The sequence below is a fragment of the Xanthomonas sp. NCPPB 2632 genome (assembly GCF_041228075.2).
Taxonomy (GTDB): Bacteria; Pseudomonadota; Gammaproteobacteria; order Xanthomonadales; family Rhodanobacteraceae; genus Luteibacter.
On the sequence record NZ_CM192979.1, the window covers coordinates 871,234 to 886,020 of the forward strand.

14 protein-coding genes are annotated in these 14,787 nt (G+C 65.1%); 8 read left to right on the forward strand and 6 right to left on the reverse strand.

Annotation, left to right across the window (positions count from 1 at the left end):
* The first annotated feature begins 18 nt into the window (after positions 1–18).
* Positions 19–2,703 carry a M1 family metallopeptidase gene (locus AB8808_RS03840; protein ID WP_369926889.1) on the forward strand — a complete coding sequence of 895 codons (2,685 nt, stop codon included), beginning with the start codon at positions 19–21 and terminating at the stop codon, positions 2,701–2,703.
* A 359-nt stretch (positions 2,704–3,062) separates the two neighbouring features.
* On the opposite strand, the gene AB8808_RS03845 is transcribed toward AB8808_RS03840, so the two are convergent.
* Positions 3,063–3,488, reverse strand: a complete 426-nt coding sequence (locus tag AB8808_RS03845; protein ID WP_369926890.1) for a DUF4879 domain-containing protein — start codon at positions 3,486–3,488, stop codon at positions 3,063–3,065.
* A gap of 239 nt (positions 3,489–3,727) precedes the next feature.
* Between AB8808_RS03845 and AB8808_RS03850 the strand changes: the two genes are divergently transcribed.
* Entirely contained in the window at positions 3,728–4,138 is a 411-nt protein-coding gene (locus tag AB8808_RS03850; RefSeq protein WP_369926891.1) for a hypothetical protein, read from the forward strand.
* A gap of 474 nt (positions 4,139–4,612) precedes the next feature.
* Here AB8808_RS03850 and AB8808_RS03855 read toward each other — a convergent pair whose 3' ends face one another.
* Positions 4,613–5,038 carry a DUF4879 domain-containing protein gene (locus tag AB8808_RS03855; protein WP_369926893.1) on the reverse strand — a complete coding sequence of 142 codons (426 nt, stop codon included), beginning with the start codon at positions 5,036–5,038 and terminating at the stop codon, positions 4,613–4,615.
* A 240-nt stretch (positions 5,039–5,278) separates the two neighbouring features.
* Between AB8808_RS03855 and AB8808_RS03860 the strand changes: the two genes are divergently transcribed.
* Positions 5,279–5,671: a hypothetical protein gene (locus AB8808_RS03860; RefSeq protein ID WP_369926895.1), complete on the forward strand. Its 393-nt coding sequence runs from the start codon at positions 5,279–5,281 to the stop codon at positions 5,669–5,671.
* A gap of 552 nt (positions 5,672–6,223) precedes the next feature.
* Positions 6,224–7,246 (forward strand): LacI family DNA-binding transcriptional regulator, encoded by a 1,023-nt coding sequence (locus AB8808_RS03865; protein ID WP_369926896.1) that lies wholly within the window; start codon positions 6,224–6,226, stop codon positions 7,244–7,246.
* Here the strand turns inward: AB8808_RS03865 and AB8808_RS03870 are convergent.
* The gene (locus AB8808_RS03870) at positions 7,243–8,361 is read right to left on the reverse strand and encodes a Gfo/Idh/MocA family protein (protein WP_369926898.1); all 1,119 of its coding nucleotides are present in this window, start codon (positions 8,359–8,361) and stop codon (positions 7,243–7,245) included. The two genes, AB8808_RS03865 and AB8808_RS03870, sit on opposite strands and share 4 nt — an antisense overlap.
* 139 nt (positions 8,362–8,500) lie before the next feature.
* Here AB8808_RS03870 and AB8808_RS03875 point away from each other — a divergent pair, with 139 nt between their 5' ends.
* On the forward strand, positions 8,501–9,403 hold the full coding sequence (locus tag AB8808_RS03875) for a phytanoyl-CoA dioxygenase family protein (protein ID WP_369926900.1): 903 nt from the start codon (positions 8,501–8,503) through the stop codon (positions 9,401–9,403).
* 12 nt (positions 9,404–9,415) lie between these two features.
* On the opposite strand, the gene AB8808_RS03880 is transcribed toward AB8808_RS03875, so the two are convergent.
* A complete protein-coding gene (locus AB8808_RS03880) occupies positions 9,416–10,321 on the reverse strand; it encodes an alpha/beta hydrolase (protein ID WP_369926902.1) in 906 nt (301 codons plus the stop codon).
* A 47-nt stretch (positions 10,322–10,368) separates the two neighbouring features.
* The gene (locus AB8808_RS03885) at positions 10,369–11,232 is read right to left on the reverse strand and encodes an alpha/beta hydrolase (RefSeq protein WP_369926904.1); all 864 of its coding nucleotides are present in this window, start codon (positions 11,230–11,232) and stop codon (positions 10,369–10,371) included.
* Between the two features lie 65 nt (positions 11,233–11,297).
* On the opposite strand from AB8808_RS03885, the gene prmC reads away from it, so the two are divergent.
* The 3 genes from prmC to AB8808_RS03900 all read left to right on the forward strand — a co-directional run bounded on the left by prmC (position 11,298) and on the right by AB8808_RS03900 (position 12,835).
* The gene (gene prmC / locus AB8808_RS03890; protein ID WP_369926906.1) at positions 11,298–12,128 is read left to right on the forward strand and encodes a peptide chain release factor N(5)-glutamine methyltransferase; all 831 of its coding nucleotides are present in this window, start codon (positions 11,298–11,300) and stop codon (positions 12,126–12,128) included.
* A 104-nt stretch (positions 12,129–12,232) separates the two neighbouring features.
* Positions 12,233–12,412: a type II toxin-antitoxin system HicA family toxin gene (locus AB8808_RS03895; RefSeq protein ID WP_369926908.1), complete on the forward strand. Its 180-nt coding sequence runs from the start codon at positions 12,233–12,235 to the stop codon at positions 12,410–12,412.
* Between the two features lie 21 nt (positions 12,413–12,433).
* The gene (locus AB8808_RS03900) at positions 12,434–12,835 is read left to right on the forward strand and encodes a type II toxin-antitoxin system HicB family antitoxin (RefSeq protein WP_369926910.1); all 402 of its coding nucleotides are present in this window, start codon (positions 12,434–12,436) and stop codon (positions 12,833–12,835) included.
* 3 nt (positions 12,836–12,838) lie between these two features.
* On the opposite strand, the gene dxs is transcribed toward AB8808_RS03900, so the two are convergent.
* Complete coding sequence (gene dxs, locus AB8808_RS03905; protein ID WP_354516282.1) at positions 12,839–14,734, reverse strand: 1-deoxy-D-xylulose-5-phosphate synthase; 1,896 nt, start codon at positions 14,732–14,734, stop codon at positions 12,839–12,841.
* Positions 14,735–14,787 lie beyond the last annotated feature (53 nt).

A 14,787-nucleotide genomic window follows, 5' to 3' on the forward strand; every position in this document is an offset into this window, starting at 1 on the left:
CGGGGAGTCCCACCCATCATGCGTCGTTTCGTCCGTCCTCTCGTTCTCACCGCGCTCGCCACCTGCTGTGGCGCAGCGCTCGCTGCCGGCACGGACGCCGCGGCGCCGCTCGGTCACCTGCCGACCTGGGCCCAGCCGGAAAGCTACAAGCTCGCGTTCAAGGTCGATCCCAGGCAGGAAGACTATTCCGGCTCCTCGACCATCCGCATCAAGCTGGCACAGCCCTCCGATTTCATCTGGCTGCACGGCAAGGACCTGAAGGTCTCCAAGGTCACCGTGACCGACGCCGCCGGCAAGACGCACACCGGCAAGTACATCGTCGCCGCCGAGAAGGAAGGCGTGGCGAAAGTCGAACTCGGTGCGAAGCTGCAGGGTGAGATCACCGTCGCCATCGCGTTCACCGCGCCGCTGAACAAGCAGCTGCAGGGCCTGTACAAGGTATCCCACGAGGGCGTGCCCTACGCCATGACCCAGATGGAGCCGGTGTCGGCACGCTATGCCTTCCCCGGTTTCGACGAGCCGTCGTTCAAGGTGCCGTTCGACCTCAGCCTGACCATTCCGTCCGACGACCAGGGCGTGGCCAACACCGCGCAGGTCAAGGAAGAGAAAGCCGCCGCCGGCTGGAAAACCCTCACCTTCTCCACCACCAAGCCGCTGCCCACCTATCTGGTCGCGTTCGCCGTGGGCCCGTGGGACGTGGTGAAGGGCCCGGATATCAGCCCGACTGCCTACCGCGCCACCGCCACGCCGCTGCGCGGCATCGCCGCCAAGGGCGAGGGCCATCGCATGCAGCACGTGCTGGGTGAGACCAACGCCATCATCCACACGCTCGAGGACTACTACGGATTCGGCTATCCGTACGACAAGCTCGACCTGCTCGCCGCACCGGACTTCAGCGCGGGCGCGATGGAGAACGCCGGCCTGGTCACCTTCCGCGACTGGCTGCTGCTCATCGATCCGGATTCCGCCGCCCAGTACGTGCGCGGCTCGTTCAACGTCAACGCGCACGAACTGGCCCACCAGTGGACCGGCGATACCGTGACGATGGCCTGGTGGGACGACCTGTGGCTCAACGAGGCGTTCGCCACCTGGATGCAGCAGAAGGTCACCAGCAAGGTGCATCCGGAATACCGTGCCGACCTGGATCGCGTCCGCGGTGCCCAGGGTGCCATGAACAACGACAGCCTCGTCAGCGCCCGCAAGATCCGCCAGCCGATCACCGGCAACGGCGACATCGAGACCGCGTTCGACGGCATCACCTACCAGAAGGGCGCCGCCGTCCTCGGCATGTTCGAAGGCTACGTCAGCGAGCCGGTGTTCCAGAAAGGCATGCGCGCCTATATCCAGAAGCACAAGTTCGCCAATGCCACGGCCGACGATCTGATCGACGCGATCGCCGAGGCCGCGGGCCAGGGCGATGCCTTCAAGAAGGCGTTCCGCAGCTTCCTCGACCAGTCGGGCGTGCCGTATGTCACCACCGAGGTGAAGACCGAAGGTGGCAAGACCGTACTGCACCTGGCGCAGAACCGTTACCTGCCGCTGGGCAGCACGGGCGACGCCAGCCGCGTGTGGGGTGTGCCCATGTGCGTGCGCTACGGTACCGGCGCGGGCGCCAGCAAGGTCGCGTGCCAGTTGCTCGACCAGGCCACCGGCACGATGGTGCTCGACGGCGCGGCGAAGAACACCTGGGTCATGCCCAATGCCGACGGTCGCGGCTACTACCGTTTCGCGCAGGGCAAGGGTGACCTCGCGGCGTTGGCCAAGGTGGTGGGTACGCTCAGCGACGCCGAGCAGCTGGCGTACGCCGATGCCGTGCGCGCGGCGTTCCAGCACGGCGACATCGATGCCGGCGACGTGCTTGCCGCGATGAAGCCACTGACAGCCTCGAAGACCCGCGAGGTGTTCACCGCCCCGCTGATGACCTTCGACTGGATCCTCAACCACGAAGCCGTCACCGATGCGCAGAAGAGCCACCTGCGCCAGTGGGCGGTCGATGCCTACCTGCCGAAGCTGAAGGGCCTCGGCTTCCGCAAGAAGGCCGGTGAAGCGGACAACGACACGCTGACCCGCACGGCGCTGGTGGGCTTCCTGGGCGACGACGACATCGCCGAGCCCTCGGTACGCGCGGAGATGCTCAAGCAGGGCGATGCCGCACTGAAGACGAAGGATGGCCACCTCGACCTCGACGCGGCCGACCCTGACCTGCTGGCCGATGCGCTGGGTGTGGCGGTGCAGGAACGTGGCGCGCCGGCCGTCGATGCGCTGATCGCGGAGATCCCCAAGACTTCCGATCCGGCCAAGCGCAACGCGATGCTTTCCGCGCTTGCCTCCACCAAGGACGCGGCGCTGGCCAACAAGGCACGCGACTTCGCCCTGGGCAAGGATGTAAAGGTCGGCGAGATGGCGGCGGTGCTGCGTGGCGGTCGTGCCACGGAAGCCACGCGTAACGACCTGTGGACGTGGTTCACCGCGAACTACGACAAGATCGTCGCGCGTACGGGCAGCTTCGCCGGTGGCCAGCTGCCGGCGATGGCGGCCGGTGGCAGCTGCTCCAAGGCGGAGGCCGATCGCATGGATGCGTTCTTCAAGCCGCGCCTGGGCCAGGTCAGCGGTGCCGATCGTGGCCTTGCGCAGACCAGCGAACAGACATTGCTGTGCGCGGCGCTGAAGGCCAAGCAGGACCCGAAGGCGATCACGCGCTGATCGTCGAATCACTCAGGTAGTAGTCGAAGGCTGGGCGAGAAATCGCCCGGCTTTTTTTTTGCGTATAACTGTGGGCTGTCCGGAGCCGGAGCCGGAGCCGCGGTCGCTCGCATGGTGCGGCGACGAGGCGCCGGGTGGTCACACTCTGCGCTCGAGCAGCGGCCGCAAGCGGCCGAACTCGCTCAGAGCGTAACCACCCGCCACCTCTGCGACGACAGAGGTCGGCGGGTGCGCAGAGCAAAGCGTTGGCGACCTTGGGCGGCTCTACACGGGAGACTCGGTCTTGGGCAACGCAGCGCGCGTTGCTTTCACGACCGACGTATCTCTCGCTGTACTAGGTGGAGAAACCTTTTCAGGGGTCAGCGGACCTGGAAGTCGATCCGCACCGGACCACCCACGCCGTTCGGAATCACCATGTACTGGAAGTTGCCGCCCTCGCGGCCGCTGGCATCCCAGGTGCGTCGATAGCCGATGACGGTGCCGCGGCCATGACATGGTCGCGGTTGTCCGTTGACGTTGCAAAGCGCCTCACTGCGGATCTCGCGCAGAGGACTGCCTAGCAACCAGGCTTGGGCGCCGTGACCGTAGCCTATGTCGTCCGTGGTGATCTGCATCCATGTGCCGCCGTGATCCCGAATAGTGGAGGGTCGGCCGACGACGGCTTCGGCTCCACCGGCGGCTGAGCTGACCAACGACACGTAGGCGCGAGACAAGTTGTTGCCTTGTGCCCATGTGGCGGTGGGAGTGGCGACAACAAGGCATGCAACGGTTAGAAGAAATTTCACGAGAGGTCTCCATTCGGGACGTGATGCCCGTCATGAATAATGGGGCACGCGTCGAAATGCGTTGAGCGGTACACGCACACTACACGTGTCATCGGACGCTCGTTTTTGGTGGTCTCGTGCTTACGTGTCGTCGATGGGTGTCGAACGATGTAGGTAGATCTCGTGACGCGTGTCCAAGGTCTGTTTCCCATGCTTGATATCGGGTCTCTTTAAGGCTCGCAAAGAAACAGGAAACGTTGATGTACGTTTTTTCGTCGGCAAGCACTACTCCCGTCGCATCCGTTCCTGTTCCTACGCGGGAGCCATTGCCCAAGTCGGCCATTTCCGAGAAAGGCACTTTCGCTGGAAGCGTTCAACAACGTATCGACTTCTCCCATATGACGCCGCGACAGCTTCACGCCTACATAGATGAGATGATCTTTGCCGATCAGATCAGCCCTGACGACGCGGGGTCGCTATTTGGCTCGATTCCCCTTGAGTGGTATGAGGAGCGTCCCGATACGCCGATCGACGTCATGTCCAATATCAAGGACATTGCCGACTTCGATCGAAATAACGGTTACCCGGAACTCGCTCAGTGGTACGACGGACTTCTGGAACGTATGAAAACCATGGAAGCCCGCTCGGTGCATATCTCGATACGGGCATGAGCATGACGCTGCCTTCCGAGGCATCCTCGGCAGCAGCGCCTGTAGCGAAAAGGCGCTGCTGTGCGCGGTGCTGAAGGCCAAGCAGTACCCGAAGGCGATCACGCGCTGATCGTCGAATCACTCAGGTAGTAGTCGAAGGCTGGGCGAGAAATCGCCCGGCTTTTTTTTTGCGTATAACTGTGGGCTGTCCGGAGCCGGAGCCGGAGCCGGAGCCGCGGTCGCTCGCATGGTGCGGCGACGAGGCGCCGGGTGGTCACACTCTGCGCTCGAGCAGCGGCCGCAAGCGGCCGAACTCGCTCAGAGCGTAACCACCCGCCACCTCTGCGACGACAGAGGTCGGCGGGTGCGCAGAGCAAAGCGTTGGCGACCTTGGGCGGCTCTACACGGGAGACTCGGTCTTGGGCAACGCAGCGCGCGTTGCTTTCACGACCGACGTATCTCTCGCTGTACTAGGTGGAGAAACCTTTTCAGGGGTCAGCGGACCTGGAAGTCGATCCGCACCGGACCACCCACGCCGTTCGGAATCACCATGTACTGGAAGTTGCCGCCCTCGCGGCCGCTGGCATCCCAGGTGCGTCGATAGCCGGTGACGGTGCCGCGGCCATGACATGGTCGCGGTTGTCCGTTGACGTTGCAAAGCGCCTCACTGCGGATCTCGCGCAGAGGACTGCCTAGCAACCAGGCTTGCGCGCTGTGGCCGTAGCCTATGTCGTCCGTGGTGATCTGCATCCACGCGCCGCCGTGGTCACGTACTGTTGCTAATCGATCTTTGACAAACTCGGTTCCGCCTTTGGCGGATGTCACCGAATAGACGTAAGCATTGTTTAGGTTGTTGCTCTGAAGCCCTGCTTGCACCGGTGACACGACGAGCAGGCTTGCTGCGATTAGCAATGTTTTCATTGAAGTTCTTTAAGGACGACCAAGCCGGTCGAGGCTGATGGTGCGGATACACCGTTTTCGGCGATGTCGGCCGAGAGTGATTGCTGGTGTAAGCCAATGCACTTCGCCCCCGTGCCTAACCTTGTTTCCTTTTATCGTGTAGGTTTCTTCCGCGACACGTGTCCCGCATCTGTTGCCTGACGTGCTGATCTGCTTTCGTTGTCTATCTTTCTGGAGAAGCGAATCGTGGAAATATCTTCAATGAAGACCAATCAACTCATTACAGGTGCAACGACTATGAAGACCCCGGTGAGTCGTGCCGTTGATGTCGATCAATCAGAGCTTTGTGCGCGTTCGACACAACAGGTCGATTTTTCACGTATAACGCCGCGGCAACTGCAGGCCTATCTTGATGACATGATCGCGCAAGACAAGATCGATCCTGATGACGCCACGTCTATGTTCAATTCCATTCCAGGTGAGTGGTATACGGATCAACCGGATGTACCTATCGATTTTTCTTCAAACATCAAGGGCATCGCCGAATTCGATCGAAACAACGGCTATCCGGCACTGGCTGCCTGGTATGAAGGACTCGCCGAGCGCATGCGGATCATGGAAGCTCGTTCGGTGCATGTCTCGGTAATGGCCTGATGGAAGGCGCGCATCGCGTCGTGAAGGCCCGCGCCGCGGCCTTGTGTCTGAGTCTGGTATTCCCACCTTTTCGGGTGATTTCCTTTGTGTATGTCGCTCGCAGACGCCATGTTCATCACGTCCTTATCCACCGTCCCGCCCTTTAGCGCTGGCTTACATGCGAATTCTCTTCAGAAACCTCCATCCGCGCGGTCGTCTGAGGAAGAGCAGTCGGTTCGCATTTCAGCAAAAGCGTAGCGCTAAGGTACAGAAGTGCTTTGCTCTCCATCCCCGCCTGCCTCTGTCGTCGCAGAGGTGACGGGTGGTCACGCTCTGAGCGAGTTCGGCCGCTTGCGGCCGCTGCTCGAGCGCAGAGTGTGACCACCCGGCGCCTCGTCGCCGCGACATGCCAGCGACGCCGGCTTTGGCATTGGCTTCGGGACATACCCCCGTCACACGGCGAAGAACCTTTTTTGCTCCCGTCACCCCTCCATCCGGACATATCGGATCCTGCAATCCAGGTACGTGCATCAACTTGGCCCGGCCGTCCGCCCCTTACGCTAACCTTGCCCCATGCCACCCAGACCATCCACGCCGCCGCGCCTTGCCGCCGCCACCGCCCGCGATGTCGCAGAAGCGGCGGGCGTGTCCATGTCCGCGGTGTCGCGTACGTTTACCGTCGGCGCCAGCGTCTCGGCGAAAACACGGCAGCGTGTGACCGAGGCGGCGGATCGCCTGGGCTACCGGCCGAACCATCTGGCCCGCAGCCTGATGACGGGGCGGACGAAGCTGATCGGGCTGGTGTCCAATCACTTCGGCAACCCGACCTTCATGGAGGTCTTCGACCTGTTCACGCGTGAGTTGCAGGCGCGAGGTCTTCGGCCCCTGCTGGCGAACCTGGGCGAGGACGACGACGGCCAGGCGGCCATCGACATGGTGCGGCAGTACAACGTCGATGCCGTGCTGATCGCCACGTCGGCACCGCCGGCGGGCTTCGCGGCATCGTGTCGCCAGGCGGGCCTGCCGGTCGTGCACGTGTTCGGCCGCCCGGGGCGTTCGTCGCCCGTGCCGGTGGTGACGGTGGACAACGTCGCCGGTGGACGCCTGGTGGCCGAGGCGATGCGCCAGCGTGGTCTGCGTCGGCTGGCCTTCCTCGGCGGCTCCGCCCAAGACGCGTCGACCGTGGATCGCTGCACCGGCTTCGCTGCCGCGGCTGGGCGTTCCCTGCGACACACCGTCCACGCGGGCAACTACACGCACGAGCACGGCCAGCGGGCGATGCATGCGCTGCTCGACAGCGATGCCGCCATCGACGGCGTGTTCTGCGCCGACGACGTCCTGGCCCTCGGGGCGATCGACGCCTGCCGCGAGCGCGGCCTGGACGTGCCGGACGACATCAGCGTCGTGGGCTTCGACGACATGCCGCTGGCGGCGTGGGCATCCTATGCACTGACCACCGTGCGCCAGCCCATCCGCCCGATGGTGCTGCACGCCATCGAGCGCATCGTTGCCTGGATGGACGATGTCGACGCGGTGCCGCGCAGCAAACTGTTTCCCTGCGAGCTGGTGTTGCGCCGAAGCCTGCGCGAGCGCTAGCCCACATCGACCCAGCGGCGCTCGCGGTTCGATACCAGCGCCGCGTCGATCACCCGGTCCACGGCGTAACCGTCGCGGAAGGTCGGCCAGACCGGCATACCGGTGGCTACGGCCTGCAGGAAGTCGCGCGCCTCGATCACGATCTGTTCGTTGTAGCCGGTGCCGTGGCCGGTGCCCTGGTTGAAAGCCAGGTAGTCGGGATGCGCGGGGCCCATCAGCAGCTTCTGGAAGCCGCGTCGCGCAGGCTCGCGGCTGGCGTCGTAAAGCCAGAGGGCGTTCTGGTCTTCCTGGTCGAAGGCAAGGGCTCCCCGGGTGCCGGTGATGCGGTAGGTGTAGCCCATCTTTCGGCCGGCGGCCATGCGGCTGAAGCTGAGGCTGCCGGTTGCGCCGTCCGCGAAGCGCAGCAGCATCTGGCCGAGGTCGTCGTTCTCCACGGGCTCCGGCCCCATGTCGCCCGCGCGTGTTGCCTGGACGATGCGGGTATCAGCGACCAGGCTGGCGATGGGTCCGACGAGTCGAAGGCAGGCGTTGACGATGTGCGAGGCGACGTCGCCGAGCGCGCCGGCCTCGGTGCCCGTGGCGATGCGTGTGCGCCACGAGGCGGGTAGGGCGGGGTCGTGCAGGTAATCCTCGACATGCTCCGCGGTCACCTGGATCACCTCGCCGATCTCCCCGGAGGCGATGATCTGCCGGGCGAGCTGGCTGGCGGGCGTGCGGATGTAGTTGAAGCCGACCATGTTGGCGATACCCGAGGCTTCGACCGCCTCCGTCATGGCCAGTGATTCGCGCACGTTCGCGCCCAGCGGTTTTTCGCAGAACACCGGTTTTCGTGCGGCCACGCAGGCCATCACCATATCGAGATGGGTGCGTGGTGGGGTGGCGACGATCACGGCGTCTACCAAAGGGTCGTCGACGAGTTCTCGCCAGTGGCCGGTCGAGCGACGCCATCCCCAGCGTTGCGCATGCGATGCGGCGCCTTCGGCGGTGGAGGTGGCGAGCATCTCGCACACGGGCCGCAACGGTGTGTCGAACGTTGCCGCCACGCCGTGCAGCGCCAACGTACGGGCCTTGCCCATGTAGCCCGCGCCGATCAGGCCGATCCTCAGGTCGCTCATCGCGTGGTTTTCCGGAGAGGTGAGCATCGACTCTACGTATGCTGCGGTGCAGTTTGCAAGCGCTTGCAATTCGGCCTAGCGTAGTGTCCGACCCGTCAGGAACGGTCGACACGTCAACGCGCCCCGCGCAGGAGTTGCCATGAATGCCTCTGCCCAGCCTGCCCACCGCCCCGCGGTCGAGCTCCGCGTCTTCACCGAAGACACGCTCGACATCGGGTTCATCGTCAACGAGCTGCTGGATGGCGCCGGTGCGATCACCTTGCGCGGCCTGTTCACGCCGGCGGAGGTCGCCGAGGCGCGGGCCATCGTCATGCGCGAATCCGATGCCGATCAGCGCGGCGACAAGGTCACGCACTTCCAGGGCGATGCGGAGCGGGCCGGTCGGCTCAACCTGCAGCGCCGCGTCTGGAACCTGCTGGCCAAAGGCGAGGTGTTCTCGCGGATGGCCGCGCATCCGGCGATCATGCAGGTGATGCGCGCCTTCATCGGCAGCGAGTTCATCATGGGATCGATCGCCGCCAATCGTATCCTTGCGGGCGGTCCGGGGCAGGAGCCACACATCGATTACCCCTACTGGGATTACCACTCGCCGCAGACGCATCCGGCGCGCATCCATTCGCGCTTTCCGCTCAACGCGCAGGCGACCATCATGCTCGACCCCTTCACCGAGGAAACGGGTGCGACGGCCTACGTGCCGGGGTCGCAGCGTGACCTGCATTACCCGCAGGACGACGATCGCTTCTTCGAACGTTGCGAGCGCATGCTCGGCCAGCCTGGCGACACCGTTATCTTCTTCGGCGCCGTGTGGCATTGCGCGATGCCCAATCGAAGCACCGTCGATCGCTCGGCGATCATCACCCAGTACCTGCCGAAGTTCGTCAAGCCGATGGAAGACCTGCCGGCCTCGCTGCCCGCGGCGTTCGTCAGGGATGCCAGTCCGGATATCCGCCAGTTGCTGGGGTTGAACTACCCGTACCCGGAGGTGCTGGATGCGGCACGCGGCGGCAACGCCGAGGGCCGCGACGTCATGAAGGCGCGCTGAGGCCGGGTGGCGTCAGTGCCCCGCGGGAACGGGAACGGCAGCGGCAGCGGCAGGGCGAGCCGCCGGCTGGTGAACCCGCTGCTGGACGAAGCGGACCACATCGTCCAGTACCGGCGGGGCGTCCTTGCCGCCGCGAAGCGCGAACAGGATGCCCATGTGGCCCATGTCGGGGTACAGCTTCACCTCTACCGGCTCACCTTGCGCCTGGTAGCGCCGTTGCAACGACAGTGCGTTGGACGGCCTGACGGTGGAATCGTCCTGCCCTTGTAGCAACAAGGCGGGCGGCTCGTCGCCATCGACGAAATTGACCGGTTGCGAACGTGCCTGCTCCGCCGCGGTGTGCCCGAACATGTCGATGAAGTCGTCCTGCTTCAGTGGCAGGAAATCGTACGGACCGGCCAGGCCGATGAAGCCGGCCAGGTCGCGGGGGCGCATGCCGACCATCGCCAGGCGGCGCTCGTCGGTCGCCAGCATGGCGGCGATGTGCCCGCCGGCGGAATGGCCCATGACGACGATGCGCGACGGGTCGCCACCGTACTCGCCCACCCGGTCGTGCGCCCAGCGTACGGACTTGGCCGCATCGCCTACGAAGCCGTCCAGCCTCACCTTCGGCCAGAGGCGGTAGTCCGGCACGACGGTGACGATGCCGCGGGCCGCCAGGGCCTCACCCACCCATCGATACCACTGGCGTTTGCCGCTCTTCCAGCTGCCGCCGTAGAAGAACACCACCACAGGTGCGTTCTTTGCCTGCACGGGACCGTAGACGTCGAGCGCCAGGCCCTCTGTCGGGTCGTAGACGATGTCGTGGTGGGCCACGACGCCGGTGGAGGACTGCCGCGCGTTGATCGCGCCGAACAGGACGGACTGGCAGCCCGTAAGCAGAAGGGTGCCGAGCGTGACGAAGAAGAGTCGGGTCATGAACAGAGCTTACGGACCCGCCGTGAAAACGGATGCACGACGCGGGATCAGCGGTCGAGGGCCACCTGATGGCGCCCGATGAAGTTCAGTGTGTCGTCGAGTACGGGGGCTGTGGCCCGTCGCGGCCCGAAGGCGAGCAGCAGGCCTTCGTGGCCGAGGCCGGGATAGAGACGCAGTTCCACGGGCTCGCCCTGTTGGCGGTAACGGCCTTCGAACGCGACGGCTTCGGCCGGCGATACGATGGTGTCGTCCTCGCCCTGGAGGATGAGCGCGGGCGGTTCGTCGCCGTCCACGAAGTTGATCGGCTGCGACAGGGCCTGTTCGGCGGGGCTGTGCCCGAAGATATCGGCGAACGCCGGCTCGTCGAACGGAATGAAGTCGTAGGTGCCGGCCACGCCGATGACGCCGGCAAGCTCGCGGGGCCGCATGCCCACGGCGGCCAGCCACTGCTTGTCCACGGCGAGCATGGCGGCGATCTGCCCACCGGACGAATGCCCCATCACGAATTCGTCGTGCGGATCGCCGCCGAACGTGGCGGCGTGGTCGCGCGTCCAGCGCACGGCTTCGGCGGCATCGTGGAGAAACCCTTTCATCCGCACGGTCGGCCACAGGCGGACGTCGGCGACTACCGTCACCACGCCACGCGCGGCCAGGGCCTCGCCCATCCAGCGAAACCACTGCCGCCGGCCGCCCATCCAGCTGCCGCCGTAGAAGTACACGACGACGGGTGCATGCCGGGCGTGGGCGGGCGCGTAGACGTCCAGTGCCGTGCCTGTCGCGGTGTCGTAGATGATGTCCCGATGCGATACCACGCCATCGGTCGGCTGGCGCAGGTTCACCGCGTCGAAGAACGCGCCCTTGCACCCGCCGAGGAGCAGGACCAGCAGGAGGAGGGCGGCGCGAAGCAACATGGCGCGATTGTAGCCGCGGCCACCTTACCGGCGTCTTCCCAGGGTGCGCGGGCTAGAATGCGTCGATGACCGATGTCCGCACCCTCCTGCGCCAGTCCACCATCGACCTCGGCGATCGCCTCGAGGCCGAGCTGCTGCTGGCGCACGTGGTGGGGGTAAATCGGGCCTGGTTTTTCGCCCATGCGGACGACGCTCTGGATTCCGCCATGGCGGAACGGTTCGCCGGCCTGGTGCAACGGCGCGCCGCCGGCGAGCCGGTGGCTTATATCACCGGCACCCGCGACTTCTGGTCGATGACGCTCGAGGTCACGCCCGCGACGCTGATCCCGCGCCCGGATACCGAGCGGCTGGTCGAACTGGCGCTGGAACGCCTGCCGCGGGGCGCGAGCGTGGTCGACCTGGGCACCGGCAGCGGGGCCATCGCCCTGGCGCTGGCGAAGGAACGGCCCGACCTCTCGGTGACGGCGGTGGACGCCAGCCTGGCGGCGCTCGAGGTTGCCAGGCGCAACGCCGAGCGTCTCGGCCTGACGCGGGTACGGTTCCTCGCCGGCGACTGGTTCGCGCCGCTGGCGGGCGAGCGTTCCGACCTGATCGTCAGCAACCCGCCCTATATCGAATCGGACGACCCGCACCTGGATCAGGGGGACCTTCGTTTCGAGCCTGCCAGCGCGCTGGCCTCGGGCAGCGACGGCCTGGACGACATCCGGCGTATCGCAGCCGGTGCGATAGATCATCTGCGTCCGGGTGGATGGTTGCTCGTGGAGCATGGCTGGAACCAGGGAGAGGGGGCACGCGCCGTGCTCACATCGTGCGGCCTCCTCGACGTGTTTACAGCGCAGGATCTCGAAGACCGCGACCGGGTATCCGGGGGACGCTGGGCACCAGGGGCGCCCTGAAAGGAATTCTCCGCATATCGCCACCAATTACGGCTTCGAGAAGCGACACCCCGCGCCTTCACGAAAAATATACATCCCGAGATTTAGTGTGTATTATACACACCATGACCTCCGCTGACCTGATAAGGCTCCTCAAGGCTCATGGTTTCCACGCAGTGAGCATCCGGGGGAGCCATCACAAGCTTCGCAATGCAGCGGACGTGACGGTGATCGTGCCTCACCCAAAAAAAGAACTGGGCAAGGGTCTTGTCGCGGCCATCAAGAAACAAGCCGGGATAGTCTGAGCCCTGCATCTGGAGAACACCATGCGCTATCCCATCGCCATCGAACCGGGCAGTGGCACCACGGCTTATGGTGTGATCGTGCCTGATCTTCCCGGCTGCTTCAGTGCCGGTGATACGCTCGACGAGGCGGTAGCGAACGCTGAAGAGGCCATTCTCCTGTTTCTCGAAGACGCCATAGAAGGCGGGAAAATGCCTCCTAAAGCGTCCTCACTGGAAGCCCTGCGCTCCCTCGTCGACTTTCAGGGATGGACATGGGCACTGGCCAGCGTTGACCTGTCCAAGCTGAGTACGAAGGCCGTACGTGTCAACATCACCGTGCCCGATCGTCTCCTGAGCGCGATAGACGCCTATGCCGAGCGCCACGGAGAAACCCGCTCCGGATTTCTTGCACGTGCGGCCATGGAAGCGATGGAAGTCGCTTAAGCGCTAGCCAGCGCTCGCCACATCCTTGGCGACGAACTGCGGGAACCGCGCCAGGATGGCGCGGCGGATCTGCGGCAGGTCGAGGCCGGCCATGGTCAGGACCTCCTCGCGGCTGCCGTGTTCCAGATAGACGTCCGGAAGGCCCAGGTGCAGGATCGGCTGGGTGATGCCGTTGGCGGCCAGCAACTCGGCCACGCCCGCGCCGGCGCCACCCGCTATGGCGTTGTCCTCCAGGGTGACGAAGGCCTCGTGCGTACGGGCCAGCTCAAGGATCAGCTCGGCGTCCAGCGGTTTGACGAAGCGCATGTTGACCAGCGTGGCATCGATTTCGCCGGCGATCACGGCGGCGGGCGCCAGCATGGTGCCGAAGGAAAGGATCGCCAGGCCGTGGCGACCGCGTCGGCGCACCTCGGCCTTGCCGATCGGGTAGGTTTCCAGCGTCTCGGCCATCTTCGCGCCCGGGCCGGTGCCGCGCGGGTAACGGATGGCGGCCGGCCCCTTGTAATGGAAGCCCGTGCTGAGCATGGTGCGGCAGTCGTTCTCGTCGGCCGGCGCCATGATCACCATGTTCGGCAGGCAGCGCATGAACGACAGGTCGAAACTGCCGGCATGCGTGGCGCCGTCCGGCCCCACCACGCCCGCGCGGTCGATGGCGAAGGTGACGTCGAGGTTCTGCAGGGCCACGTCGTGGATGGCCTGGTCGTAGGCACGTTGCAGGAAGGTGGAGTAGATCGCCACCACCGGCTTGGCGCCCTCCACGGCCATGCCAGCCGCCAGCGTCACGGCATGCTGCTCGGCGATGGCCACGTCGAAGTAGCGCTGCGGGTATTCCCGCGAGAAACGGACCAGGCCCGAGCCTTCGCGCATGGCGGGCGTGATGCCGAGCAGGCGCTCGTCGCTGGCGGCCATGTCGCACAGCCAGTCGCTGAAGATGTCGGTGTAGGTAGGCTTGGCCGGCGCGCCCTTCTTCACCAGTCCGGCGACGGGATCGAACGGGCCGACGGCGTGGTACTCGATGGGGCCTTTCTCGGCGGGCTCGTAGCCCTTGCCCTTGGTGGTCATCACGTGGATGAGCTGGGGGCCGGGCAGGTCCTTGACCGTTTCCAGCGCCTGCACCAGCTGGGGCATGTTGTGCCCGTCGATGGGGCCGGTGTAGTGGAAGCCCAGTTCCTCGAACAGGGTGGACGGCACGAACATGCCCTTGGCGTGTTCTTCCCAGCGCTTGAAGAAGCGGCCGAAGAAGGACTCGCGCGGCATGGCCTTCTTGGCGCGCTCGCGCAGGGCGTTGAGCCGCCGGCTGGACATGGCGCGGGCCATCATCTTGGTCATGGCGCCGACGTTTTCGCTGATCGACATGCCGTTGTCGTTGAGGATCACCAGCATGTTCGGTTCGACGTCGCCGCCGTGGTTAAGCGCCTCGAAGGCCATGCCCGCGGTAATCGCGCCGTCACCGATCACGGCCACGACCTTGCGCGGATCGCCCCGGCGCTGCAGCGCAATGGCCATTCCCAGGGCGGCCGAGATCGAGGTGGACGAATGACCGACGCCAAAGGTGTCGTATTCGCTTTCCTCGCGGCGTGGGAACGGCGCCAGGCCGTCCTTCTTCTTGATGGTGGTAATGCGGTCGCGCCGACCCGTGAGAATCTTGTGCGGGTAGCACTGGTGGCCCACATCCCAGACCAGGCGGTCGCGCGGGGTGTCCAGCACATGGTGCAGGGCCACCGTCAACTCGACCACGCCCAGCCCCGCGCCGAAATGGCCACCGGACGAGGCCACGGCCTCGATCAGGTATCGGCGCAGTTCGTCGGCGATCGCCGGAAGTTCGTCCACCGGAAAACGCCGGAGGTCCTCCGGCGATTCGATCTGCGCCAGATAGGGATAGCGGGAAAGGTCGTTCATCCCCGTATTGTTGGCCTCCGGAGGAGCCGGGGCAAGGGATGGGGTGTGAAAGT